The sequence below is a fragment of the Guptibacillus spartinae genome (assembly GCF_028610625.1).
Lineage (GTDB): Bacteria > Bacillota > Bacilli > Bacillales > Guptibacillaceae > Guptibacillus > Guptibacillus spartinae.
On sequence record NZ_JAQQWU010000004.1, the window covers coordinates 203,142 to 228,223 of the forward strand.

Sequence of the window (25,082 nt, forward strand, 5' to 3'; positions counted from 1 at the left end):
ACAACCCTCCTGCTCGTCGCCTACATTTCTTGTCCGATTGCACTTCGATAGCGCACGTCACGTCTTGTAAACGAGACCACTTCTTTGTCATTATTTAAGAGCACTTCATACGTTCCCAGCATTTCGTCTTTTGCATACTTTTTCATGTATTCCTTTTCTTCAATCACTTCCGCAATGACTTTCCAGCCTTCATGTTCGTTCATTTCGACGGAAGTGATCTTATGGAGAGGAGCCACATGCTGGTTAAAAAAATCTGCGACTTGACTCATCACTTCTTTGATTTCCATAGGATCCTCCTAGTTTAATAGGGGAGGTGGAAAGACCACCTCACATTTAATTTCAATTAAAGACTAAATTGGGCGTTGCGTTCATTGGGCTGATTTGCGAGACCTTCTTCTTGCACGTCATCACGGAGGAGCCCAACAGCTTCAGCGTATCTGAGCCACGTATCAACACTCGCAATGACGACACGGGCTTCAATTGTGAGAATTTCAATTCCTACAACAGAGACGCGCGCAAAGGCGTCAATGACAATCCCCTTATCAAGAATACGGTCGATTACTTCAGCAAGACTCGAACTATCAGCACTTTTCTGAATAGCCATCATCATTCTCCTTTCGTTTCTAAGATGTGATTCGTTTAATGTCTTTTGAGGATTTAATGTTTTCCGAGCGTTTGATTTCTGTCGAGCTTTTAATGTCGAGTGAACTTTTGATATCATTCACACCTTTAAGACTTCCAACGCCTTTCACTTTTGTCTTTTTCTGATCAGAATCGGACATTTTTTCCTGGAACTCTTCGCCGGCTTCTTTTGCATTTCCGAGCTTTTCACGTACCGATAAAAGCACATCTTGTACTTTCTCTTTCGCATTTTCCGCTTTAGAATGAACGTTTTCAGCGTTCTCTTCTTTCGCTTTCTGTAATTTCTCAGAAGCGTCATTTACCTTTGAATGGACACCTTCCTCCACGTGATCGCGCATATCATCAGCGAACTTTTCCTTCGCTTTGTCGATCACCTTTTCTTTCAGAGGATCAGGCGTATGCTCTGCCACTTTCTTTGCAATTTTCTTACCGATACTCATCGAATTCCCCCTTAAGGGAGGTCTGTTATTTTGAATCTACTAAGCTAGAAAGCATGTTTTCTATACGATCTAATCGTTCGTTTAACTGCTTGTTTTCTTCTTTAATTTCATCAATTTCCTCATTGGAGGAGGAAGCGGCAACTTCATCGTTCGCTTGTTGTTGCTCGCTGTTCCCTTTTTTCGACCCAGGGAGGAGTCGCCCTTCGTATTTACTCATGTAGCCAGTCGCCGTTTGTCTTAACGTAATGAGCGCCTGTTCAGTAATGAATTCCTGAGCGGACCGTCTTAATTCTTGTCCGGCATTGCGGACGGCTTCCGATTTGCCAAGACTATCCAGCACTTTTTTTCCTGTCCCAGGACTCGAAAGTAGACCGACACCGGCTCCAACGACCCCACCGATGATCGCCAAATTCATCGACGAGCGCTCATTTGTTTCTTCTTGTTCCCCATTTGACGGCTGGGATAAGATTTTGCCACTTGTATGATTGACTTCATTTTCACTCATATTATTCCCTCGCTTCTATTTGATAGGTAAGAACAAATTTAAATACTGAACTGTGGTGAGCGATCTTGCTGCTCTGCGAGACCTTCTTCTTGCACGTCGTCTCGAAGTAACCCGACGGCTTCTGCATATCGAAGCCATGTATCCACACTTGCGATGACCACGCGGGCTTCAATGGTTAAAATTTCAATCCCAACAAGAGAGACTCTCGCAAATGCATCAATCACAATTCCTTTGTCGAGAATACGGTCAATCACTTCCGCTAAACTCGAACTATCAGCACTTTTTTGAATACCCATGTTTTCACTCCTTTGTCCGTAAATAGTTGGTATGAGACTTTTGAACTGGATTTTTTTAGTAGAGTTGAACGTTGATTAATTCGGAATATACCTCGGTCGGACGCCCTTGAAACCATCACAAATCCGCAAAAATCTTAAAAGAGACATTTTTCAAACATCTTTTTGGAATTTTCAACACTTTTGTAATAAAAGTTTCTATATTTCATAAGGGTTTGTTCAATTTCGAGAAAAGAATTAAGACAAATATTACAAATAAATAACAGTTAATGGACTTTTTTTGATGATTGAAAGCGCTGTCCGAAAAGTAGTACAAAAGGCAGATTGGTGGGGGTTGAAGGGGGAAAAGGAAGAGGAAAATGATGGGCGAAAAAGTGAAGAGAGAGCAGAAGGGGGGTCAGGCTCGAGCCTGACCCCCTTTACAAACAAAATAAGCAAAGAGTCCCTCAGAGAAGGACTCTTTGAATTGATGACGTGCATAAAGTAAAAGTAAATCCCTACTCATACCCTAATTGTTCAAGTAAATCTCCAGCACATGCTTGAAAGAGTGCTTTGAGTTCGTCATCCATCTCATCTTTCCATCCACCGCTTTTTCCTTTGCGGAAAGTAACGGAAGCTTCTGGTCGAATGTTTGAAATCATTGCGGTGATCCAGTCTTCTCGATGATGGGAAAGGTTAACTCCATCAGATAAGAAATCAAGCAAATCGCTAGTGGTTTTCCGCTTCATTTGTTCAGAACCAATCATATCTTCGAAGCGTATGGCGTGCACGTTTGGACGGTTTAACCAACCTGAAAAGCTTTGATACCACTCTCGAATGCCTGGGTGATCTGGCATTCCATTCTCTAAAACTGACCCTCCTTCGATTAGAAACTTGATACGATCACGATGTGTGAACCCTTCTTGTGTGAAAGTACGATAAAGATGGTCGATTTGCGTACCAGGAATGAAGTGAGCATAGGAAATCAATACATCTCGTGGGTCACGCAGTACAAAGACCTGTTTCATGTTGAGTTCGTTGAAGAACCTCTCCCATTCCACTGAGTAATGAAGATGTCCATTTGCAAAAGAGTGTGGGGGAAGATTTTTAATTGGATGGAGTGTTTCATCAGTCTGATAATGAAGATGTTCGTATAACCCAATTTGAGAATTGTATTGGATACCAGGAATCCCAAGAAGCAGCTGTTTTAAGAGATGGGTACCGCTTTTGGGAATTGAATTTAAGAAAAAGCGTGGAATGACAATCTGACTCAAAACTTAAAACCTCCTTATTTTAAAATAATCTAATGGCACTTTTTGACCAAAAAGAACGTAATTGTATTGGTATTTAATTCTTTAAATACTTATGTTTCTGCAAATATGACACAATCAACTGGACGGCTTCTTCTATTGTAAGTTTTTCTGTATCTAGAACGAGATGAGGAGCAGTTGGCGGTTCATAGGGAGAGTCGATACCAGTAAACTGATGAATCTTTCCTTTTCGGGCCTTTGCATATAGTCCTTTAGGATCCCGTTTTTCACATGCTTCAAGGCTAGCCTTCACATATATTTCAATGAACTCTCCCTCATTGAACAGAGAACGAACCATCTCCCGGTCTTTTTGAAAAGGAGAAATGAAGGCTGTCAGGGTTATGAGACCAGCATCGACAAATAGGCGAGATACTTCACCAACTCTCCGAATGTTTTCGACCCGATCACCATCGCTGAAGCCAAGGTCGCTGTTTAACCCATGGCGCACATTATCGCCATCGAGACGGTACGTATGCGCACCTGCAGCGTGTAAAACATTCTCAAGCTCAGCCGCTATCGTCGATTTACCTGATCCAGAAAGACCTGTAAACCAGAGAACGGCGCCTTTATGACCCTTTATCTTTTCGCGATCCTGCTTTATCACACTTCCTTCGTGCCAGGTAATATGTTTTTCTTCCATCAAATCATCCTCCTTTCCTTAAGCGAGTAAATAAAATCGAACAATGACTAAAGTGGTGACCATCACGATTACCGTTAAAGGGAATCCAATTTTCAAAAAGTCGTGGAACCGATAGCCGCCTGCGCCATAAACGATTAAATTGGTTTGATAGCCAATTGGTGTCATAAAGCTTGCGGAGGCAGCGATCGCAACCGTGATCGCGAGTGGCAGGAGTTCGACTTCAAGCGTTCGTGCCACCTCCATCGCGACAGGAAACATAAAGACGGCAGCGGCACTATTTGTCATCATTTCGGTAAAGATATTCGTTAATAAATAAAGACTGAGCAGCGTAGCAAGAAGGCCAAAAGGGTGGGTGATCGTAATTAAGAAATGAGCCATGGAAGCAGCGACGCCTGAATTAAGTAGAGCCGTTCCAATCCCAAACGAACAGGCGATCATCAAGAGAACGTTCCATTGAATGAGATCACGTGCTTCACCAGGTGTGACAAGCTTTGTTAAAAAGAGAAGTAGAGTGGTCAAAGCCATCGCGGTAAGCATCGAAAGAACGTTGAACGTGACGAGTGCAATCATCATTCCAAACCATATGATCGATAGCCAGCCCATACGAATATCTCGTATGTTCAAAAGCTTATGATCGATTGGCGTAATGGCGTAGAAATCGTTTTTCTTATCAAACGCTTCTCCAGCCACCATTAACAGCACGTCACCAGGCTTTAACACAATCTCACCGATTTTTGTTTGTAAACGCTGGTTATGCCGATGAACGGCAATGACCGCTGCTTGATGATGACTTCTAAAATTGGTGTCTTTCACTTTTTTAAAAAGGTGTGACGAATGATGGGTAACAATGGCTTCAACAAGCCGGTGTTGAGCTGGAAAAGAGGAGCCGGAACTCTCTTGAAGTTCCAGTCCTTTCATCCGCTGCAGTTCGGTAATGGTGGAAATGTCACCGCAAAACACCAAACGGTCACCTTCCTTTAAAATCGTGCTGCCAGATACAGGCGCTATCACGCGTTCATTTCGTAAAATGCTGACGAGAAATAATCCTTTTAAGCTTCTTAGCTGGGCTTCTTTCACCGTAAGATCCATATAAGGAAATTGTGCTGTTATAAGCGCTTCACCGGTGTATTCTTTCAGGTCTGGCTCAGAGAGATGAGAAGGATGACACTCTGGAAGCAGGTGACGACTAAAAATAACCAAATACAAAAGTCCAAGACATGTGATTGGAATCCCAATCACGCTAAGTTGAAAAAAAGAAAAGCCAGCGTAGCCGTTTTCAACAAGAAGGCCGTGAACAACCAAATTGGTTGATGTTCCGATTAGTGTTATCGTGCCGCCTAGAATCGTAGCGTAAGAAAGTGGAATGAGAAATTTAGAAGGCGAAACCCCGTTTTCCATACACCATTTTTTCACCATTGGTGTGGAAGCGATGACGATCGGCGTATTGTTCACAAAAGCTGAAATCATCGCAATAGGAATGAGCAATTTTGAAAGACGTTTCTTTGGTGATTGCGTCCCTTTTAAGAGACGCTGAAATGTTCGATCGACAATGCCGCTCCGCTGAATACTCCCAGCAATGATGAATAGAAGGGCGATCGTAAGCATTCCCTCATTTGAAAATCCAACCGTCGCTTCCTCTGGGGTAATGATTCCTGTTAAAAGAAATAAAACGAGAACGGAACCGAGAATCATCTCAGGCCGTCCCAGTTCAAAGAAAAGACCGATGAGCATTGCGACCATGGTGATGATGACAATATAAAAGGCAGTCATGATGAGAGTAGGATGCCAGCATTAGGTGTCTTCGGAGTCATGCTGTTGCACCTCTTTGATCAAAAGATCGATCACTTCAGGTCGAGAAAATTCCTTTGGAGGGTGCTGGCCATTTTTTAACATCTCTCGCACTTTTGTTCCGCTCAGGTGAAGGTGAAATTCGCCATCGTGCGGACATGTTTTAGTCGTTGCCATGTTTCCGCATTTCTCACAGTAAAAAGCGTGTTCAAAGGCCATGATCTCAATACCGATTTCATCCTTTGGAAACTGATCAAAAATAGCCTGAGCAGCAAACGTATCGTAAAAGTCTCCGACGCCTGCGTGATCTCTACCAACGATAAAATGCGTACAGCCAAAGTTTTTCCGAACAAGACTATGAAAAACGGCTTCGCGCGGACCGGCATACCTCATGGCGGCAGGAAAAACAGAAAGAATGACGCGATCGGTCGGGTAGTAGTTTTCTAAAAGAGATCGATAGCTTTTCATGCGAATGTCAGCAGGTATATCATCTTTCTTCGTTTCCCCTACGAGCGGATGGATTAGAAGACCATCCACCGTTTCGAGTGCCGTCTTTTGAAGGTATTCATGGGCGCGGTGAATCGGATTGCGCGTTTGAAAACCCACAATCGTTTTCCAACCTCGTTGTTTGAAGGATTCTCTCAGTTCAGCTGGCGTTTGAAAATGGTCCTGAAGCGCCTTAGGATGCTGAAGAAGCGTGATCGGTCCTCCAAGATTGAAGGCAGGCTGCTCGTACGTTTTTTGGACACCAGGATGAGCTGGATCGTTCGTTCCATAGACCAATTGCGCTTCTTCCTGTTTGTCGGTTTCAAAAATATCTTCTAATTCCAATAATCCGTAGATCTCGCCGTCTTCTCCTTTTAAGCAAACAGTAGGACTAAAAGAAATCTGGTCACGTACTTCTTCTGAAACGGAAAGCGTAATGGGCAAGCTCCAGATTGTCCCATTTGCGAGCCGCATATTTGTTAAAACGTGCTGGTAATCGGTTCGATTCATAAAGCCAGGTAACGGACTGAAGGCCCCGATTGCGATCATATATAAATCAGATAGATTCCATGGAGTTAACGTAATCGCTGGATACATGGAAGCTTTCTCAAGAAGCGCTAGTCGATCCTCTTCACAAGGTATGCGGTTCACTAAGTGACCGCCATGTGGTTCAATCATCTATTTTCTCCTTTCTTGCTCGTTCACAGAATCATACATAGTGATGCTATTTGATGCTACTAGCTTATGAAAGAAGAGAGGAAGAAGAGAGGGCTAATAGGAAAATAGGTTTTGTTTTTGCTTTTGGGGGTCAGGCTCGAGCCTGACCCCCTTTACACACAGCTGTCCCCCCTTAAAGAACACTCCCAATGCCTCTTGACCCTTTAAACCTTTTAAACTACACTATGTAGTGTGAGGTGGACGCGATGAAAATTCAGCAGTTCAAGACAAATGAAACAGGGTTGAATCGCTTCTTTGGTTCGCTTGAAGCGAAGATATTGGATATTCTCTGGAATGGACCTGAGATGTCGATTAAAGATGTGAAGAAAAAGCTTGATGAGGAAAAGAGCACGAATTTTAACACGGTGATGACGGTAATGAACCGTCTCGTGGATAAAGGAGTGCTAGAGAAGAGGGTAGAGAAGCGAACCTCGATGTTCAAGCCGCTATTTTCTAAGGAAGAATTTTTACAAACGCAGTCGAAGGAGCTCACGCAAGATTTAATGGATGAGTTCGGTCCACTTGCTGTGAATCACATGCTTGATGCCCTTGAGGAAGCGGATCCCGTTCTGATTGAAAAGCTTGAGCAAAAAATCAAGCAGTTAAAGGAGAAGTAAGATGAAAATCAAACGGCCGGAACTCGTTTTTACGCTGTCTTTTTTTCTCGTTGCCGCTCTGATCGTTCAAATGGCGATGTACAGTCTTCATCTTTTCTCAAACTGGAATCTGATGTTCACCGTTCTTGAAGCGTGTCACAATCTGTTTCGAGCGATCGGGATATCATCGATGAACGTGATGCTAGAAATGCTCATTCTTTCAACAGTTGGGCTTGTTTTGATCACACTGGTCAAGCAAATCGTGCGCTACGTTACTTTTTCAAAGCGCTTGACCGTGCTCTCGGATGAGTCAATGACAAACCACATCATTGAGCAATTTGACCTGCGTCATTCGCTTAATGTGATCATAAGCGACGCACCAATCGCCCTTACATATGGTTTCATAAAACCAAAAATCGTTCTTTCAACGGCGCTTGTAAACATGCTGACGGAAGAAGAGCTTCGCGCTGTTATTTGTCATGAACAGTTTCATCAGCAGCATCGCGACCCGTTAAAAAAGTTTTTCATCACGCTTCTCTTTACCTCGCTTTGGTATGTGCCGATTCTCAAATGGGTATCGAAACACTATCAAACACTTAGAGAAATTGAGGCCGATCGATTTGCGATGCAACAAACGAATAATGTGGTCGACCTGAGTAGTGCGCTCTTAAAATTATTAAAAAATGAACACCGGTTGCGCCACGCTTTTGCCGTTTCGTTTGCCGATACGTCGGTCAACGATCGCATTCAGCACATTCTTTCTCCTGAGAAAGAAGTTCACGCTACGCTACCAGTAGGAACCATAGTCTATTCGATTTATATCGTCTTAGGGTTAACCGTCATGTTTACAATGGCGACACCCTAATTCTTTTTCGGATATAAACACTACGTGATGTAGTGTAAAAAGGAGAATTCAGCTATGACATTATCATCGAACGCCGGCCTGATCGTCCTTCGTCTTGCGCTTGGCCTCATATTTACTGTTCATGGATTTGATAAGTTTGCAGGTGGGATCGAGAATACTGCAGGATTTTTTGAGAGCATTGGGATCAGTGGGGGATTAGCTTACGTCGTTGCTACGATTGAACTGATCGGAGGTATTCTCATGATCTTAGGACTAGGAACGCGTGTTGTCGCGGCATTTTTTATCGTCGTTATGCTTGGCGCGATTGTGACTGTAAAAAGCGGAACCGGATTTATTGGAGGCTATGAGCTTGATCTCGCGCTTCTTGGTATGTCACTTGCGCTCCTCATAAGCGGTGGCGGAACCATTTCTGTCGACAGCAAACTTTTTTCAAAAGAATCGAAAGGGGTACAAGGATAATGGCAAATTCGAAAAATAAAAAGAAGAACCCAACAACGAAGTCAAAAGCGTGGATGTACGGATTAGCGGCTGCGGTAGCTGTGGTGGTTGTCATTGTGATCGTAATGGCGAGCGGTTCTAATTCAAACGGATTGAGTGAAGAAGCAATGAACCAGCCTTTTCTTGGAGATGAAAAGGCCAAGGTGGAAGTGATTGAATTTGGTGATTACAAATGCCCTTACTGCAAAGCGTTCGAGCAATCCTTCTTTCCACAAATTGATCAGGAGCTCATCCAAACAGGCGATATAAAATTTACGTTCATCAACTATCCGTTTATTAATGTGGATTCCAATCGCTCGGCGGAATTTGCCGAAGTCGTGTACCAAGAGCTGGGCAACGATGTTTTCTGGGAATTTCATCACTTAATGTACGAAAAGCAAACGGAAGGAACGGAGCAGGAGGATATTTATACAGGAGATTACCTCGTCGAAACGTTGAAAGAAATCACTGATGAAGAACAAGCAGAGCAAGTACTTACCGCATTTCAAGATGGTGCAGGAGAAGAGGCAGTGGAGTACGACCTGAAACGTGCGAAGGATCTAGACGTCAGCGGCACGCCTGTGCTATTCGTAAACGGTGAACCGTTTGAAGGGCAGACGATCGAGGATTTGAAAGAAATGGTTGAGGAAGCGAAGTAGGGATAGATAATAGAAGCTGTTAGTGGTTCACCTTGTGTGAGTCACTGACGGCTTTTTTTGTGAAGTACAAATGGATATGTGATGTAAATATTGTACAATTGAAAGTGAGGGAGAAGGGCAGGGGGTCAGGCTCGAGCCTGACCCCCTCAAATGACAAAACGTAAAAAGTGTTCCTCCTACAGGGACGCTTTTCAGATTGTATAAAAGCACTCAGTGCTTCGAAGCCTTATGAGTAGAGGGTTTTAAGGGATTGGTAAAGTAAGGGGTCAGGTTCGAACCTGACCCCATCAAAGAACAAACCAAAGTGAGGTGCTTATAGTTGAAACTTTTAATGGTTGAAGATGATAAAACGATTGCGACAGGGCTTGAATATTCTTTGCAAAACGAGGGGTATGAGACGATTGTTTGCCATGATGCTGAATCGGCAAGGAACGTGCTTACGGAGCAATTACATAAAATCGATTTGTGCTTATTTGATTTATCCTTACCAGATGGGAGTGGGTATGATCTGTGTGAGTTTGTGAAGAAACGTCGGGACGTTCCGGTTATTTTTCTGACAGCCTTTGATGATGAAGTGAATGTGGTGATGGGTCTTGATATGGGGGCGGATGATTACATCACAAAGCCGTTTCGCATTCGTGAGCTGCTTTCACGAATTAAGTCGGTGTTGCGTCGTTACAGTAAGCAGCCACAGCCACAGTCAACAAACATCATTACGATCGAAGATATTCGGATCAATATGCTCGAAGGGAAGGTATACAAAAAAGGAGAGGAAGTGCTCCTCACGGCTCTCGAGTACAGGCTTTTCCTTATTTTCGCCAATCATGTTGGCCAAGTTTTAACGAGAAATCAGCTACTAGAGCGGATCTGGGATGTGGCTGGTGATTTTGTGAACGACAATACGTTAACAGTTTACATTAAGCGTCTCCGAGAAAAGCTGGAGGACAACGCACAAAGCCCAAAAATCATTAAAACCGTTCGTGGTTTAGGGTATAAGGTGGGTGATTAAGGTGTGGCGTAATCGTGAAATTCAACTTTTTATTCTCATTCTTTCAGGGATTATTGTGCTCGCCACCGTACTTGCTGCGTTTACACTCTCTGTTAGCGCGGCGCTCTTCACCTTCATTACTTCGATCCTGCTTGTCGGTAGCTTTGTGCTTTTCACAAGATGGCGCTACCGCGAAATTGAGCAGCTTTCGGGCTACTTAAGGCAAATTAGTAATGGCGATTACACCTTAGATGTCAGAAACAATCATGAGGGCGAGCTTAGCATTTTAAAGAATGACATTTATAAAGTGACCATGATGCTCTCAGAGCAGCACGGCCATTTACAGGAAGACAAAGTGAAACTAATGAACGCCATATCAGACATTTCTCATCAGCTTAAAACCCCGCTGACTTCCATGCTGGTGATGGTGGATTTAGTGAGTGATCCGAATTTAGATGAGAAGAAGCGGGTCGAATTCACGACGAACATTCGCGTTCAATTAGAAAGAATTGAATGGCTCGTTTCTTCTTTATTAAAATTATCGAAGATCGATGCCGGGACAATTACGTTTAAACAAGAGCACATTTCTCCGCGCCAGGTGATCCAGAAGGCCGTTCAGCCTATCCTCATTCCAGTCGATATTAAACAGCAAACTCTCACGATCACGGGAGATGACGCGGTCTCGTTTGTTGGTGATTTCAATTGGACGGCTGAGGCGCTCCTAAATATATTGAAAAACTGCGTCGAGCATACCAAAGAAGGAGGAACGATTGCCATCTCCTATACCGATAATCCGCTCTATACAGAAATGACGATTGCTGACAATGGAGACGGCATTCCGAAAGAAGATCTCCCATATATTTTTAAGCGGTTTTACAGGGGAAAGAACGCTGGTGATGACAGTGTTGGCATCGGTCTTGCGATGGCATATAGCATTGTGACAAGCCAGAATGGTGATATTGAAGTAAAAAGTGAGAAAGGCGCAGGCACCGAGTTTACGATCAAGTTTTACAAGCAAGTGGTTTAAAAAGAGCCAGGTGACCAAACTGTCACTTAAGAGTCACTTTACCGTCATTTTAGGCAGATAGACTAAAGGTACAACAAATTAATGGGGGAATCTGCAATGGATATTTTAAAAATAGAAAATCTGTCTAAAGTGTACGGTAAAGGAGAAACGGCCGTGAAGGCGCTCGATGATGTCTCGTTTACAGTCAAAAAAGGAGAATTTGTGGTCATTATTGGGCCATCTGGTTCAGGAAAATCAACGTTGCTGCATTTGCTTGGCGGTGTGGATCGACCGACAAGCGGCAATGTTCTTGTTGATAACACAAATATTTATGAGCTAGATGAAACGCAGCTGGCCATTTTTAGAAGAAGACAAATTGGACTGATTTATCAATTTTATAACTTAATCCCAATCTTATCTGTCGAAGAAAATATTACTCTTCCCATGCTATTAGACGAACATAAAGTTGATCCGAAACAGCTGGAGAATATCGTCAACACGCTTGGCCTGCAAAATCGACTGGGCCATTTGCCAAACCAGTTATCTGGAGGACAGCAGCAGCGGGTTTCCATTGGAAGAGCGCTCATTAGTAATCCGTCGATTATGCTCGCGGATGAGCCGACCGGAAATCTGGATAGTCAAAACAGCAGCGAAATTATGGAATTACTGAAAATGTTTAATAAAACGTATAATCAAACGCTGATTGTCATTACACATGATGAACGCATCGCGTTGCAAGCTGATCGCGTTATTTCCATTGAAGATGGAAGGATTGCCAAAGACGAGGTGATTCGTCCATGAACATCGTCAACAAATTAACTGTCAGGCATTTAAAAGAAAACAAGAGGCGGACGCTCGTGACGATCATTGGCGTCATTATTTCTGTCGCGATGGTGACAGCGGTCGCCACGCTTGGCGTCTCATTCATGGATCTCCTGCAACGACAGTCGATCGCCACCGACGGCGAATGGCACGTCCAATATAAAAACGTCGATACGGATCAAATTGAGGCGATTGAAAGTGACGAAGCGACCAGTCGTTTGATTCTTGCCAATGATTTAGGGTATGCCGAATTAGACAAACCACAAAATGAAAGCAAGCCTTATTTATTTATTAAAGAATACAATGAGCAAGGATTTAACAACTTTCCAATCGAAATTAGCGAAGGACGCTTGCCAAAAAATGACAATGAAATTGTCTTGTCGGAAGATATTGCCGCAAACTCTGGCATGAAAAAAGGCATTGGCGATCAGCTTACGTTAGACATCGGGGAACGTCAGATGGAAGGCGAGGCACAGCCGTTTTCTCAAAATGATCCATTGCAAAAGGATGTGGAAGGCACAAGTGAGGCATTTGAAAAAAAGGAATCAAAGACGTACACCATTGTAGGAACAATGAAACGTCCTACATGGGAACAACCGTGGGCACCTGGTTATACAGCGATTAGTTACGTCGACCAAAACCTCATGAATAGCAAGGATACCGTTAATGCCGTTGTGATCTTGAACAAAGTGAAACGATCTCTTTATGAACATGCAGAAACGCTTGCGAAACAAAACAATATTGAAAACGTCACGTTCAATGATGAACTGCTTCGCTACTATGGCGTGACGGATAATGATAACCTCTTAAAAACAATGCTCCTGTTATCAGGTATTATTATGGCTGTCATCATTATTGGGTCCGTGGCGTTGATTTACAATGCATTTGCGATTAGCGTTTCCGAACGCTCTAGACATTTAGGCATGCTGTCGAGTGTTGGAGCAACGAAACGTCAAAAGCAAACTTCGGTCTTTTTTGAAGGAGCGATGATTGGCTTAATCAGTATTCCGCTTGGTATTCTTGCTGGACTTGCTGGAATAGCGGCTACGTTCATGTTCATTAACGGATTTCTCGATGGAGCTCTCGGCATTTCCGAGAAGTTTCGAGTCGTCGTGACACCGCTATCCATTCTCATCGCCTGCGTGATTTCAATCATCACGATCTTTATTTCATCCTATTTACCAGCTCGAAAAGCATCAAAGATTTCTGCCATTGATGCCATTCGACAAACGCAGGATATCAAGCTAACTGGAAAAACTGTCAAAACGTCAAAGCTGGTTCGAAAATTATTTGGAATTGAAGCGGAAATCGGCTTAAAGAATTTAAAACGGAATAAAAGAAGGTATCAGGTGACCGTGTTTTCACTTGTGATCAGCATTATCCTGTTCTTATCTGTGTCCTATTTTACGTCGAATTTAGAAAAATCAGTTGAGCTATCTCAGCAAAACATTAATTTTGATATTCAAGTATGGGGAAGCGGAGTAGATGAAAGGGACCTTGAGCCTTATACAAGACTTAAGAATATAACGAAATCTAGCATCATGAAAGAATTGAGCGTCAACACGTATGTCGATCAAGACGCGATCCCTGAAGCTTTAAAAGAAAATGTTCCGCAGGATGAGAGCCTTCTCAAGGATGGAAAATATCCATATTACATGGTTTTGCATGGATTGGAAGAGCAAAGTTTTCAGGACTATGCGAAAAAAGTTGGCGTTGATGCAGAGGAGCTCAAGGCTTCAGAGAAACCAACTGGCATTGTCATTAAGACCATCTCTTATTTGGATCAAGAGACAGGTCAATTTAAGGAAAGCAAGTCTATTAACATTGAAGCTGGAGAAAGCATCGACCTATATACGATGAACTATGAAACAGAAGAAGAAACGTTCCGGAACAAAGTCGAGGTTGGCGCGTTAACAGATGAGGTGCCAATGGGAGTGAGTACGACGAGCGCCGGTGGAGTTGACGTCATTGTGTCTGAGGAAACAATGAATCAGTTGATCGATAAAGACCTCCAAGAAGACGTCCAAACTTACCTCTACATGAATAGCTCAGATCCAATGGCAACACAAGAAGCGATTGAAGATGAGAAAGGAACGAATCTGAGTGTCTATAATGTTTTCCAAAGTAGACAGCGTGACAAGCAGATGATTCTGTTTATGTCGGTGTTCACATATGGCTTTATTTCGTTAATTTCCCTGATCTCTATCGCAAATATTTTCAATACGATTTCGACAAGCATTTCTCTGCGTAAGCGAGAATTCGCGATGCTAAAGTCCGTCGGGATGACCCCCAAAGGGTTCAATAAAATGATGAACTATGAAAGCATCTTCTATGGCATGAAAGCAATCCTCTACGGAATTCCAATCAGCATTGCTCTCATGTTCCTGATGTACCTCTCATTTAGAAGTACGTTTGTCTATGGGTTCACCCTTCCATGGATGAGTCTTCTCTTCGTTATCATCGCGATCTTCATCATCGTCGGAGCCGCCATGTTCTATTCGATTAAGAAATTAGAGAAGAACAATATTGTGGATACGTTAAAGCAGGAGAATGTGTAAGTATTTTATTGAGTGGTGGGGTCAGGCTCGAGCCTGACCCCACAAAAAGACAAAAGCAGCAAAAGTGTCCTCGATGCAAAGACACTTTTGCTGCTTTTTGCATGGACGAAATTCCCTTCGAAGCGATGACAGAGAGAGGTGATCGATGTGAACGAAAACGAAGGGGGTCAGGCTCGAATCTGACCCCCCTCCCATATACTGTGCCTATCACATCCCCAAAAGGAGTTCGATCATGTACCCATACTATCGCACCCTCGAAGAAGACATTGCGACGGCCATTAACGGAGAATATAGCGCCATTCAGTGTTACAAAAAGTTAGCTCAGCTCGCTCCAAATGAAACGGAGCGAAATCGTATCCTTGAAATACGAAAAGACGAGAAAAGACACTTTAAATTGTTCAAGTCCATTTACACCCAACTGACGGGTCAAGAGCCTTCCCCTCAGCTAACCGAGGAATGTCCGACAAACTATTGGGCGGGCCTTGATGCCTCTCTGAACGATGAGCAAAACGCAGCCGATTTCTATCGAAGAGTGGCCGATCAAACGAATAATCCTTTTATCAAAGAGGCCTTTACTGGAGCAGCTTTAGATGAGCAAAACCATGCTGTCTGGTTTTTGTATTTCTTAACGAAGAGAAGATAGTAAGAAAGTCGTGCGGTGCCAGGGAGGAGCCTGACCCCCAAAAAAGACAACAGTTCCCCCCACTCAGACAATCATGTATAATGAACGTGTTACGAAATTTCATAGTGATCGATTCAGGTGTCTTTTCAATAAAGACTTAATAGGGAAGCTGGTGCAATTCCAGCGCGGTCCCGCCACTGTAAATGGTCGCTTGCTGCAGCATCCACTGTTCGCACAACGAATGGGAAGGAGCAGCACGCGATAACCATGAGCCAGGAGACCTGCCTGAATCAAGCGCGAACAGCCTACGAGGATAGGGATGTGCGAACGGATTCAGGTGCCTTTATGGACCGTTACTTCCATTCGACCATCTTCATGCCCTCCGGCGTGGGGATTTTTTTTAGTTTAGAGACATCACACTACAGGAGGAGAAACACACATGAAAAAGCTTTATTCACTACTCGTTTTCCTTTTTCTCGTGACAGGCATCATCGCAGGTTGCGGTGCAAACGAGGAAAACAGTGCAACAAATGATGGAACTGCTTCAACGGAACAAGCTGAATCTACAAAAGATAGCGCTTTCCCGGTAACCATTACCGATGCGCTCGATGAGGAAGTCACGATCGAGAAAGATCCTGAGAAAATCGTCTCCCTCATTCCAAGTAACGCGGAAATTCTCTTCGACCTTGGCGCAGGAGAAGAAGTAGTCGGTGTTTCTGATTTTGCGAACTATCCCGAAGAAACGGCTGACATTGAAAAAATTGGCGGCATGGAATTTAACGTTGAAAAAATCATTTCACTGAAGCCGGATCTTGTACTTGCCCACGGCTCAAGCGCGCATAACTCAGAAGCCGGTCTTCAACAGCTTCGAGACGCAGGTATCACTGTTCTCGTTGTGAACGACGCGACAAGCTTTGACGGCGTGTATGATTCGATCGAAATGATTGGACAAGCTACAGGAGAAACCGAACAAGCTGAAACAACCATTAGTGACATGAAGCAGCAGCTTGAAGACATTCAAGCAAAAGCGGAAAGCATCAGCGAAGACGATGAGAAAAACGTCTTTGTTGAAGTTGCACCTGCACCGGAGATCTTCTCCCCAGGAAAAAACACGTTCATGGATGACATGCTGACAATGATTCACGCCAAGAACGTGACGCATGACCAGGACGGCTGGAATCAAATTGATCAAGAAGCGATCATTAAAGCAAACCCAGACGTGATCATCACAACGTACGGTTATTATACAGAGAATCCGATCAAGCAAGTGTTAAGCCGCGACGGCTGGCAGGACGTAACGGCTGTGAAAGAAGAGCAGGTTGTCGATGTGCACTCTGACCTCGTGACGCGCTCAGGCCCTCGTCTTGTTGAAGGAGTAGAGGAACTTGCAAAAGCGGTTTACCCGGATGTTTTTGCTGAATAAACGCTTCATTGCCTACCCGATTGCCACAGCGCTATTAATCGTCGCCATGCTACTTGGCATTTCCATCGGTACCGTTTCCGTTCCGGTGCTCACGATTTTAAAATTAATCGGAACAGAAGTGCTTCACCTTCCTTCCTTAGGAAAAACGGATCCGATGTTTACGACGATTGTGATGGATATTCGCCTGCCGCGCGTCATTTTAGCAGGTCTTGTGGGGGCGTCTCTTGCGATAGCAGGAGCCGCCTTTCAAGGTTTACTACGAAATCCATTAGCCGATCCGTATGTACTCGGCGTTTCATCAGGTGCATCAGTCGGCGCCGTGCTCGTGCTCTTTTTAAACTTATCGATTCCGTTTGTCGGCATGTTTACACTCCCGGTCATGAGCATCGCCGCATCGATTCTGACAATTTTTCTCGTACTCTTTTTCGCGCGACAAATCGAACGCTCGATGCGCGTTGAGACAATCATTCTCACCGGTATCGTCTTTAGCTCGTTCCTAGGCTCGCTGCTGTCTCTTATGATCGCGCTAACGGGAGAGGAATTAAGACAGATCATCGGTTGGCTTCTTGGAAGTGTGTCGATGCGCGGGTGGGAGTATATCGGAATTATGCTTCCCTTTTTCCTCATTGGCTCCGGCATTCTCCTTTTTAGCACAAAAGAGCTCAATGCCATGTCATTTGGGGAAGAACGTGCCCAGCATATTGGCGTCAATGTCGCCAAACGAAAACTATGGATTCTGATCGGTGGCTCCATTTTAACTGGAGCAGCCGTCGCTGTGTCTGGAACGATCGGCTTCGTTGGCCTTGTGATCCCGCATTTAACGCGCCTTCTATGGGGACCGGATCATCGCCATTTACTTCCGCTCTCGATTTTACTCGGCGCCGCTTTTCTGATCGTTGCCGACTTGATCTCGCGCACAATCATTTCACCAACGGAGCTTCCGATTGGGGTCATCACATCGCTCATCGGTGCGCCCGTGTTTGCGATTATATTAATTCGAAGACGGAAAGAAAGTAGAGGATAAGCATGCTAAGCGTACAATCTGTTACAGGAGGATATCCCGGTCACGACGTGCTCGACAACATCTCATTTGAGGTGGAAAGAGGCGAGCTGCTCGGAATCGTTGGGCCAAACGGAAGCGGCAAAACGACGATTTTTAAAATGATTAGCGGTATTTTAAAGGCAAAGTCCGGATCGATTTCGCTAAAAGAAAAGCCGATCGCAAGCTACTCAGCGAAACAGCTGGCACGTGTGCTCGCCGTCCTGCCTCAGCACGCAGAACAGGCTTTTCCCTATACCGTGAAAGAAACCGTTTCGCTCGGCCGCTACGCCCACCAATCCGGCTGGTTCCAATCGTGGAGCGAACATGATGAGGAAGTCGTACAACGCACGATGGCGCAAACCGGCATTTCAATGTTCCAGGATCACTACGTGAACGAACTTTCAGGCGGCGAGCGCCAGCGCGTCTTTCTCGCCCAGGCGCTTGCCCAAGAACCAGAAATTCTTTTGCTAGACGAGCCGACAAATCACCTGGATCTTTCTTATCAAAAAGAACTGCTCGACCTATTAAAAAAGTGGACGCGCGAACAGGGCATAACGGTGATTTCCATTTTTCACGACCTGAATTTGGCCGGACTATACTGCGACCGACTGCTCCTACTTGAAAACGGGAAAATCAATCTGCACAACAAACCGAATGACGTCTTAAACGAAGCGCGCATTCAGTCCGTTTATCGTACAAAAATTGAGAAACATCCACATCCAACCGTGCCAAAGCCGCAAATGCTGCTGCTACCGGAAAAGCAAGCGGAGGATTTAAGTGATCTGCACATTACCGAGAAATGTCTCACGCATCAAAAAGATATGATCAAGCTCCATGCACGGTTCCCTCTTCGTACGATGTCTTCAGGCGTCGTCGGCTCAGGAACAGGCTGGTACCGCACATTCGTGAACCGTCACGTTGATAAAACGTATAACTGCTCCGACCACAAAGGGGAGATGACCCGCTTTCTCGAAGATCACGGCATCGATCCAACAGAAACGGTCGGCATGATGACGGCCGTTCGACTGGAAGACGTCGCTTATCGCTTCATCGAAGACGAGGGCGTTTCCGTTTTTGTCGTCGTCACCGCTGGCGTTGGCAATGCCGTTGATGCCTCGAAAAGCCGTGAACACGTCTATGAGCCGCTCCCTGGCACGATCAATACGTGGGTTTTTGTGAACGGCACGCTTACCGACGAAGCGTTAATCCAAAGTATCATGACGGCAACCGAAGCGAAGGTCAAAGTGCTACACGACCAGCAAGTAAAAGACGCGGTGACAGGCACCACGGCGACGGGAACGTCTACCGACAGCATCCTCATTGCAGCCACGCAGCGGGGCGAGCATCAGGCGTATGCGGGCACCATCACTACGCTTGGAAAATTGATTAGCGAAGGCGTTTACGCGTCTACGACAGAGGCGCTTGAACATTATCGCAAGAGGCTGTCCCGATGATTCTGAATCACCTGCTAGCGATCACGGTGGCGTTTTTCCTCGATCGTCTGATTGGTGATCCGCCAAAATGGCCGCACCCAGTGAAAGGATTTGGCATGCTGATTGGCTTTCTCGATAAACATTGGAATCACGGAAACCACCGCAAGCGAAACGGGGTCTTCATGATAGGTACCGTACTGATCATCGTTATGGCGATAACTGGTTTTACGGTGTATCTCGCTTACGCCGTGCACACGCTCGTCGGTATTTTCTATGAAGCCGTTCTAATCGCCACCACCATCGCTCAAAAAAGCCTGAAAAGTGCGGCGCTCGACGTCTATCAGCCTCTTCAAACGAACAACATGACGAAAGCGCGCGAAAAGCTTTCCTGGGTCGTCGGACGTGACACTGCACACCTCGACGAAAGTGAAGTCGTGCGCGGCACGGTTGAAACGGTCGCTGAAAACACAAGCGACGGCATTACTGCACCGCTATTCTGGGCGCTCATTGGCGGAAGCGTTGGCGCGATGGCCTACCGAGCCATCAACACATGCGATTCTATGGTCGGCTATCGAAACGAAAAATACGAAGCATTTGGATACGCTTCAGCGAAGCTTGATGATGTCGTGAACTGGATTCCCGCTCGGCTTACCGGTCTTTGTATGATGCTTGTCCAAAAGCCTGCGCACACCTCGAGCGGTCGGGCGTGGCACGTCCTGTTTCGGGATGCGAGACAGCATCCGAGCCCGAACAGCGGCTGGGGCGAAGCGGCAACGGCCGCCATTCTTGGTGTTCAGCTTGGTGGGGTAAACACGTACAAAGGCATTGTCTCGAACCGCGCGCGAATGGGAGACCCGATCATGAAGCTAAGCGCGATCCACATTCCAAAAGCCATCACCATTATGAATCGCACAACCATTCTCTTTTTACTCTTACTCTGGATCGGAGGGCTACTCTTTGACGCTACCATCACATGGCGCTAACGCTCACTACTTATACGAAGCACTCCAAATCGACCAACTTGAACGAACGATTGATTTCAGTGCGAACCTGAATCCGCTCGGGCCTCCGCCTGCTCTTAAAGAAAAATGGCAGGACGCTTTTGAACTGATGACAACGTACCCTGATCCACATGCGGTGACATTAACCGCTAAGCTCGCCAGTCACCATGATGTTCAGGCGAACCAACTTCTGATCGGAAACGGTGGGGCTGAGCTCATTACCCTTGTCGGACGTTTTCTCGCTGAGAAACGCGTTTGCATCGTTCAGCCGGCTTTTTCTGAATACGAAGAAGCGTGCCTGAGTTCTGGATGCGAAGTCACGTATCACACGCTCGCGGAAGGGGAATGGACGTTAGGTTCTCACTTAACGGAAAAATTGCCGTACGTCGATGCGGTGTTTCTTTGCACGCCAAATAATCCAACCGGCGTTACTTACGATCCTGCTTCCGTTCTTTCAATATTGGAAGCTTCCCAACAGCACGATTGCACGGTGATCATTGATGAAGCCTTCGCTGACTTTTTATCCGATGAATCATCGTTTTCATCTCTTCTCGACACGTTTTCGAACTTGATTATCCTTCGTTCATTAACAAAAATGTACGCCATTCCAGGACTTCGTCTCGGCTATGTGATGGCGCATCCTCGCGTGATCGAAGCGATCAAAAAGCTTCAGCCGCACTGGAGTGTGAATGCTCTCGCACTGAGAGCTGGCGAGCTCTGTCTTGAAGAACATGATTATGTAGCACAAACCCATCATCTCATCGAACAAGAACGAGAAAGGTGCTTTCAATTTTTTAATCAAAAGAACTTTATTTACTCGAAATCAAGCGTCAACTTTTATCTCCTGCGCGACCCAGAAAGAGACGATCAAGAACCGCTCATGCGCTTTTTAATGAAAAATGGCATCATTCCAAGACATACGGAAAATTTTCCTGGTCTTGATGGCAGATGGCTACGATTTGCGGTTCGAATGCCTGACGAAAACGATCGGTTAATGGAGGTGTTAGCGACATGGCGCAGCTCATTTTTATAACAGGTGGCGTGCGAAGTGGAAAAAGTCGCTTTGCGGAAAGGCGAGCGGCTTCGCTCCGTGAGCAAGGTACGCTTCACTATCTCGCATGCGGAGAGCCGAGCGATGAGGAAATGAAGGAACGCATCAGACGTCACCAGCACGACCGCGCCGCTAAAAATGTTCCATGGGAAACAGTGGAATGCCCAACGGATATTGGAAGCGCGGCAGCAAGTTTGAATGAACACTCTGTCGTCCTTCTTGATTGCGTGACGACGCTTCTTTCAAATGAACTGTTTCAGAAAGACGGCACACTGCAACAGGAAACGAAACAAAAAATTCAGTCTGGCATCGAAAAACTTAGGGAACGCGCAAACGCCCTGATCATTGTGAGCAATGAATTAACATTTGAGCCGTTAACCAGCGGCGTTGAGAGTTATGCTCGGCAACTTGGCGAGCTCCATCAATGGATTGTCTCTGAAGCAGACGAGGCGTATTTAGTGGAAAATGGCGTGCCGCGACTCATGAAAGGAGCAGGCGTATGAACGGCATCATGATTCAGGGAACGGCATCAGATGTTGGAAAAAGCCTAATCGTGACGGCGTTCTGTCGCCTTCTTGCAAACGAAGATTATGCGGTCGCCCCGTTTAAATCGCAAAACATGTCCAATAACTCGTACGTCACGATAGAAGGAAAAGAAATTGGACGGGCGCAGGGCGCTCAGGCGGAGGCGGCGCGAACAGAGGCGAGCGTCTGGATGAATCCGATCTTGCTCAAGCCTCGCTCCGACCAGCATGCAGAAGTCATTAAGTTCGGCACCTCTTACAGGACGCTATCCGGAAAAGATTACCGTCAGTCGTACTACGAGATGGGACTTGAAAGCATCTCCCTTGCGCTTGATCACTTAGCGAAAGCGTATGACGTTGTCGTGATGGAAGGGGCGGGCAGTCCAGTTGAGGTGAATTTAAAAGATCGTGAGCTTGTGAACATGAAAGTAGCGGAGATGGCGGACATTCCCGTTTTGCTTGTCGCTGATATTGACCGCGGTGGCGTGTTCGCGAGCATTGTCGGCACGCTCGAACTGCTTGAGGAGGAAGAGCGCTCGCGAGTAAAGGGAATCCTGATTAACAAATTTCGCGGTGATCCGGCGCTTTTCGAAGACGGCATCACATGGCTTGAAAAACGAACGGGCATCCCGATTCTCGGCGTATTGCCATACGTTCATCATCGTGTTGAAGGCGAAGATTCGCTCTCACTCCAGGATCGCTTTTTACATAAAAATGGCGCGGTAGAGATTGCGGTGATCCAGCTCCCGTTCCTCTCCAATTATAGCGACATAGAGCCGTTTAACGAGGAAGACGTCACGGTGCGATGGGTCCAGGACCCACGTGAACTTGGCGAACCTGACGCCATCATCATTCCCGGAACGAAAAGCACGATGAGTGATCTCGCATGGTTAAAGAAAAAAGGGTTTGACGAAGCGTTACAAACGTTCCAAAAACGTGGTGGGCACATCGTTGGAATCTGCGGTGGCTATCAAATGCTAACGGACGAATTAATCGATGAGCACGGATCCGATACTGGAAATCCGGGTGCGAAAATGAGCGGACTTGGCCTCATACCAGCGAAAACGTTCTTTCACGAAAAGAAAACCACGATCCGCGTTGAGGGTGCGCTTCACGAGGCAACAGATCTCGATGCGCCGATGAGTGGCTATGAAATTCATCTTGGTGATACGGCTTTTACCCAACCGGCAAACCCTTTCCTCAAGCTCGGTGATCGTTCAGAAGGTTACTATGGAGAAAATGGTCGCATCATTGGGACGTACTTGCATCATCTTTTTCATAATGATGCGTGGCGAACGCTGTGGTTGAACGGTCTTAGAGTAAAAAATGGCCTTCCTCCGCAGAAACAAATCAACCGCAGGGAACTGAAAGAAAAGACGTACGACGATCTCGCAAATGACCTGAAGTCGCATTTAAAATGGGAGCGCATCAAAGAATTGATGTTCACAGGTGCGGAGCGATGAACGTATGGCAGGGAATGCTGATTAACCTTCAGTTTTTTACCGTCATTCCCATTCGGCGTGAAATCCCAATGGGGCAAAAGCAGCTAACGCGATCGGTCCAAACGTTTCCGCTACTCGGACTGTTTCAGGGATTGCTCGCGTCAGGCCTTCTTTACGCGCTCCTTCAGTGGACGCCGTTCTCAACGCTTTCGATCACGTTTTTTGTCTGGCTGTTTATGATCGTCTTAACAGGCGGCCTACATCTGGACGGGTGGATGGACGCAAGCGACGCATTTTTTTCTTATCGTGATCTTGAAAAACGCCTGGAAATTATGAAAGATCCGCGCACCGGTGCGTTCGGGGTGCTTTCCGTGATCATCCTTCTTGCTGCAAAATTTCTGTTTCTCTACGAAATCGCACAGAGAGCAAGTGATCTTACGTATCTTTTCGTCCTGCTCGTTCCCTTTTTTAGCAAAAGTGTGATGGGGATCTTTCTCGTTCAGATTCAGCCGGCAAAAGCAGAGGGACTTGCCGCTTTTTTTCAAAAAGGAGTAAAGCGATCTTGCTTATGGATTTATCCGATTTATTGGCTGCTGATCATTGGCATTGCTGCTATGATTTCACTCAAAGCGATGGGACTAACGGTTCTCCTTACCCTGATGACTCTTATTGTGGCGCTATGGATGAAACGAAAAATCGTCAGCTGGTTTAACGGCATAACAGGAGACGTGCTTGGGGCGAGCGTAGAAGGAATGGAGGGACTACTATGGATGAGCGTGTGGTTATTACATTATTTCGTCATGGGGTAACGGAAGAGAACAAGCGCGGCGCCTATATTGGATGGACGAACCCTTCCATTAGTGAGGATGCCGAGTTTGCGGACGTGACAGATGACTATGACTTGATTGTAACGAGTGACCTTGAGCGCTGCCTGCAAACGACAAAACGACTTTTTCCGCATCGAAAACCAATCGCGATGCCGCTTTTTCGCGAAATCCTCTTTGGCGAATGGGAAGGGAAAACGTACGTCGACCTTGAACATGATAAGCAGTATCGGCGCTGGGTGTCTGATCCGCTTGCGGAAGCGCCGCCTGGCGGGGAAAGTTTTACAGAATTTACGGAGCGAATTGATCAGGGATTTCGAGCACTTGTTGAACAACTGAATGTGCAGTTGAATAAAAAGGTGATTCTAACGACGCATGGTGGGGTCATTCGCTACTTGTTAATGAAATATGCGCCTGAAAAGAAGTCGTTCTGGGACTGGAAGGTTCCACACGGTTCAGCGGTTGAACTTGAATGGAAACGAGAAGATCTAAGGAGGGACGCGCGATGCACTTCGTTACGGGTGGTGCCTATAACGGCAAATCAAAATGGGTGAAGAACTTCTACGGATTAACCGAAGATCATTGCTGGAAATCGGCTTATGATCAAACAAAAATTCCGCTTAATGTGAGTCGCTTTTATGGCGATGTGGTCGTTCTAGAAGGAGTAGAACAGTGGCTCAAGGGGTTAACGGTCGAATCAGGACTTGAAGAATGCCGAGCGATCTGGCAGTCGCTACTTGGGATCTGGCGCACGTGGGAAAGCGAGCGTCATGAACGAACCGTCGTCATCATAGGCACGGATATCACAAAAGGCATTGTACCGATGGAAAAAGAAGAACGCGATTGGCGTGATCTAACCGGATGGGCGTATCAAGATCTCGCAGCCGTCGCCGACCGCGTTGACGTCATCTGGTATGGCCTAAATCAGCAGCTTAAATAATCAAAGGGG

28 protein-coding genes and 1 riboswitch are annotated in these 25,082 nt (G+C 45.7%); of the genes, 19 read left to right on the plus strand and 9 right to left on the minus strand.

The genetic code is table 11. From position 1 onward, the window contains the following. Nucleotides 1-20: 20 nt before the first annotated feature. The 9 genes from gvpO to sat form a co-directional block, all read right to left on the minus strand. Entirely contained in the window at nt 21-287 is a 267-nt protein-coding gene (gene gvpO / locus PQ511_RS10030) for a gas vesicle protein GvpO (protein WP_273851745.1), read from the minus strand. Between the two features lie 56 nt (nt 288-343). Then, the gene (gene gvpJ, locus PQ511_RS10035) at nt 344-604 is read right to left on the minus strand and encodes a gas vesicle protein GvpJ (protein WP_224590720.1); all 261 of its coding nucleotides are present in this window, start codon (nt 602-604) and stop codon (nt 344-346) included. A gap of 19 nt (nt 605-623) precedes the next feature. Continuing rightward, on the minus strand, nt 624-1,082 hold the full coding sequence (gvpQ, locus tag PQ511_RS10040; protein ID WP_224590718.1) for a gas vesicle protein GvpQ: 459 nt from the start codon (nt 1,080-1,082) through the stop codon (nt 624-626). Nucleotides 1,083-1,107: 25 nt separating this feature from the next. After that, on the minus strand, nt 1,108-1,587 hold the full coding sequence (gene gvpT / locus PQ511_RS10045; protein WP_273851746.1) for a GvpT/GvpP family gas vesicle accessory protein: 480 nt from the start codon (nt 1,585-1,587) through the stop codon (nt 1,108-1,110). A 38-nt stretch (nt 1,588-1,625) separates the two neighbouring features. Further along, nucleotides 1,626-1,883: a gas vesicle structural protein GvpA gene (gvpA, locus tag PQ511_RS10050; protein ID WP_224590714.1), complete on the minus strand. Its 258-nt coding sequence runs from the start codon at nt 1,881-1,883 to the stop codon at nt 1,626-1,628. A gap of 494 nt (nt 1,884-2,377) precedes the next feature. Further along, the gene (locus PQ511_RS10055) at nt 2,378-3,133 is read right to left on the minus strand and encodes a sulfotransferase domain-containing protein (RefSeq protein WP_273851747.1); all 756 of its coding nucleotides are present in this window, start codon (nt 3,131-3,133) and stop codon (nt 2,378-2,380) included. Between the two features lie 73 nt (nt 3,134-3,206). Beyond that, nucleotides 3,207-3,812, minus strand: a complete 606-nt coding sequence (cysC, locus tag PQ511_RS10060) for an adenylyl-sulfate kinase (protein ID WP_273851748.1) — start codon at nt 3,810-3,812, stop codon at nt 3,207-3,209. A gap of 15 nt (nt 3,813-3,827) precedes the next feature. Then, nucleotides 3,828-5,579, minus strand: a complete 1,752-nt coding sequence (locus PQ511_RS10065; RefSeq protein ID WP_273851749.1) for an SLC13 family permease — start codon at nt 5,577-5,579, stop codon at nt 3,828-3,830. A gap of 21 nt (nt 5,580-5,600) precedes the next feature. After that, nucleotides 5,601-6,761, minus strand: coding sequence for a sulfate adenylyltransferase (gene sat / locus PQ511_RS10070; protein ID WP_273851750.1), 1,161 nt, complete (start codon nt 6,759-6,761; stop codon nt 5,601-5,603). Nucleotides 6,762-7,006: 245 nt separating this feature from the next. Here sat and PQ511_RS10075 point away from each other — a divergent pair, with 245 nt between their 5' ends. From PQ511_RS10075 to PQ511_RS10165, 19 genes are all read left to right on the plus strand, one after another. After that, the gene (locus tag PQ511_RS10075; RefSeq protein ID WP_273851751.1) at nt 7,007-7,417 is read left to right on the plus strand and encodes a BlaI/MecI/CopY family transcriptional regulator; all 411 of its coding nucleotides are present in this window, start codon (nt 7,007-7,009) and stop codon (nt 7,415-7,417) included. A 1-nt stretch (nt 7,418) separates the two neighbouring features. Continuing rightward, nucleotides 7,419-8,261, plus strand: coding sequence for a M56 family metallopeptidase (locus tag PQ511_RS10080; protein WP_273851752.1), 843 nt, complete (start codon nt 7,419-7,421; stop codon nt 8,259-8,261). A 54-nt stretch (nt 8,262-8,315) separates the two neighbouring features. Next, a complete protein-coding gene (locus PQ511_RS10085; RefSeq protein ID WP_273851753.1) occupies nt 8,316-8,720 on the plus strand; it encodes a DoxX family protein in 405 nt (134 codons plus the stop codon). Further along, nucleotides 8,720-9,397, plus strand: coding sequence for a DsbA family protein (locus tag PQ511_RS10090; RefSeq protein ID WP_273851754.1), 678 nt, complete (start codon nt 8,720-8,722; stop codon nt 9,395-9,397). Before PQ511_RS10085 ends, PQ511_RS10090 begins: the two co-directional genes overlap by 1 nt. Nucleotides 9,398-9,716: 319 nt before the next feature. After that, nucleotides 9,717-10,406: a response regulator transcription factor gene (locus PQ511_RS10095; protein WP_273851755.1), complete on the plus strand. Its 690-nt coding sequence runs from the start codon at nt 9,717-9,719 to the stop codon at nt 10,404-10,406. A gap of 1 nt (nt 10,407) precedes the next feature. Next, nucleotides 10,408-11,412: a sensor histidine kinase gene (locus PQ511_RS10100; RefSeq protein WP_273851756.1), complete on the plus strand. Its 1,005-nt coding sequence runs from the start codon at nt 10,408-10,410 to the stop codon at nt 11,410-11,412. Between the two features lie 96 nt (nt 11,413-11,508). Beyond that, the gene (locus PQ511_RS10105; RefSeq protein WP_273851757.1) at nt 11,509-12,192 is read left to right on the plus strand and encodes an ABC transporter ATP-binding protein; all 684 of its coding nucleotides are present in this window, start codon (nt 11,509-11,511) and stop codon (nt 12,190-12,192) included. Then, nucleotides 12,189-14,771, plus strand: a complete 2,583-nt coding sequence (locus PQ511_RS10110; protein WP_273851758.1) for an ABC transporter permease — start codon at nt 12,189-12,191, stop codon at nt 14,769-14,771. Before PQ511_RS10105 ends, PQ511_RS10110 begins: the two co-directional genes overlap by 4 nt. A 232-nt stretch (nt 14,772-15,003) precedes the next feature. After that, nucleotides 15,004-15,414, plus strand: a complete 411-nt coding sequence (locus PQ511_RS10115; RefSeq protein WP_224590697.1) for a ferritin-like domain-containing protein — start codon at nt 15,004-15,006, stop codon at nt 15,412-15,414. Nucleotides 15,415-15,512: 98 nt separating this feature from the next. Next, nucleotides 15,513-15,696: riboswitch (cobalamin riboswitch) on the plus strand. 136 nt (nt 15,697-15,832) lie between these two features. Continuing rightward, the gene (locus PQ511_RS10120; protein WP_273851759.1) at nt 15,833-16,816 is read left to right on the plus strand and encodes an ABC transporter substrate-binding protein; all 984 of its coding nucleotides are present in this window, start codon (nt 15,833-15,835) and stop codon (nt 16,814-16,816) included. Beyond that, nucleotides 16,800-17,840 carry a FecCD family ABC transporter permease gene (locus tag PQ511_RS10125; RefSeq protein WP_420541682.1) on the plus strand — a complete coding sequence of 347 codons (1,041 nt, stop codon included), beginning with the start codon at nt 16,800-16,802 and terminating at the stop codon, nt 17,838-17,840. The genes PQ511_RS10120 and PQ511_RS10125 overlap by 17 nt, the downstream gene beginning before the upstream one ends. Nucleotides 17,841-17,842: 2 nt before the next feature. Then, the gene (locus tag PQ511_RS10130) at nt 17,843-19,312 is read left to right on the plus strand and encodes an adenosylcobinamide amidohydrolase (RefSeq protein WP_273851761.1); all 1,470 of its coding nucleotides are present in this window, start codon (nt 17,843-17,845) and stop codon (nt 19,310-19,312) included. Continuing rightward, nucleotides 19,309-20,274, plus strand: a complete 966-nt coding sequence (cbiB, locus tag PQ511_RS10135; protein WP_273851762.1) for an adenosylcobinamide-phosphate synthase CbiB — start codon at nt 19,309-19,311, stop codon at nt 20,272-20,274. The genes PQ511_RS10130 and cbiB overlap by 4 nt, the downstream gene beginning before the upstream one ends. After that, nucleotides 20,249-21,325: a threonine-phosphate decarboxylase CobD gene (cobD, locus tag PQ511_RS10140; RefSeq protein WP_273851763.1), complete on the plus strand. Its 1,077-nt coding sequence runs from the start codon at nt 20,249-20,251 to the stop codon at nt 21,323-21,325. Before cbiB ends, cobD begins: the two co-directional genes overlap by 26 nt. After that, nucleotides 21,304-21,846, plus strand: coding sequence for a bifunctional adenosylcobinamide kinase/adenosylcobinamide-phosphate guanylyltransferase (locus PQ511_RS10145; protein WP_273851764.1), 543 nt, complete (start codon nt 21,304-21,306; stop codon nt 21,844-21,846). Before cobD ends, PQ511_RS10145 begins: the two co-directional genes overlap by 22 nt. After that, nucleotides 21,843-23,330 (plus strand): cobyric acid synthase, encoded by a 1,488-nt coding sequence (locus tag PQ511_RS10150; protein ID WP_273851765.1) that lies wholly within the window; start codon nt 21,843-21,845, stop codon nt 23,328-23,330. Before PQ511_RS10145 ends, PQ511_RS10150 begins: the two co-directional genes overlap by 4 nt. After that, nucleotides 23,327-24,118 (plus strand): adenosylcobinamide-GDP ribazoletransferase, encoded by a 792-nt coding sequence (cobS, locus tag PQ511_RS10155; RefSeq protein ID WP_273851767.1) that lies wholly within the window; start codon nt 23,327-23,329, stop codon nt 24,116-24,118. Before PQ511_RS10150 ends, cobS begins: the two co-directional genes overlap by 4 nt. Then, the gene (locus PQ511_RS10160) at nt 24,076-24,687 is read left to right on the plus strand and encodes a histidine phosphatase family protein (RefSeq protein WP_273851768.1); all 612 of its coding nucleotides are present in this window, start codon (nt 24,076-24,078) and stop codon (nt 24,685-24,687) included. The genes cobS and PQ511_RS10160 overlap by 43 nt, the downstream gene beginning before the upstream one ends. Further along, entirely contained in the window at nt 24,639-25,073 is a 435-nt protein-coding gene (locus PQ511_RS10165; RefSeq protein ID WP_224590674.1) for a bifunctional adenosylcobinamide kinase/adenosylcobinamide-phosphate guanylyltransferase, read from the plus strand. The genes PQ511_RS10160 and PQ511_RS10165 overlap by 49 nt, the downstream gene beginning before the upstream one ends. Nucleotides 25,074-25,082 lie beyond the last annotated feature (9 nt).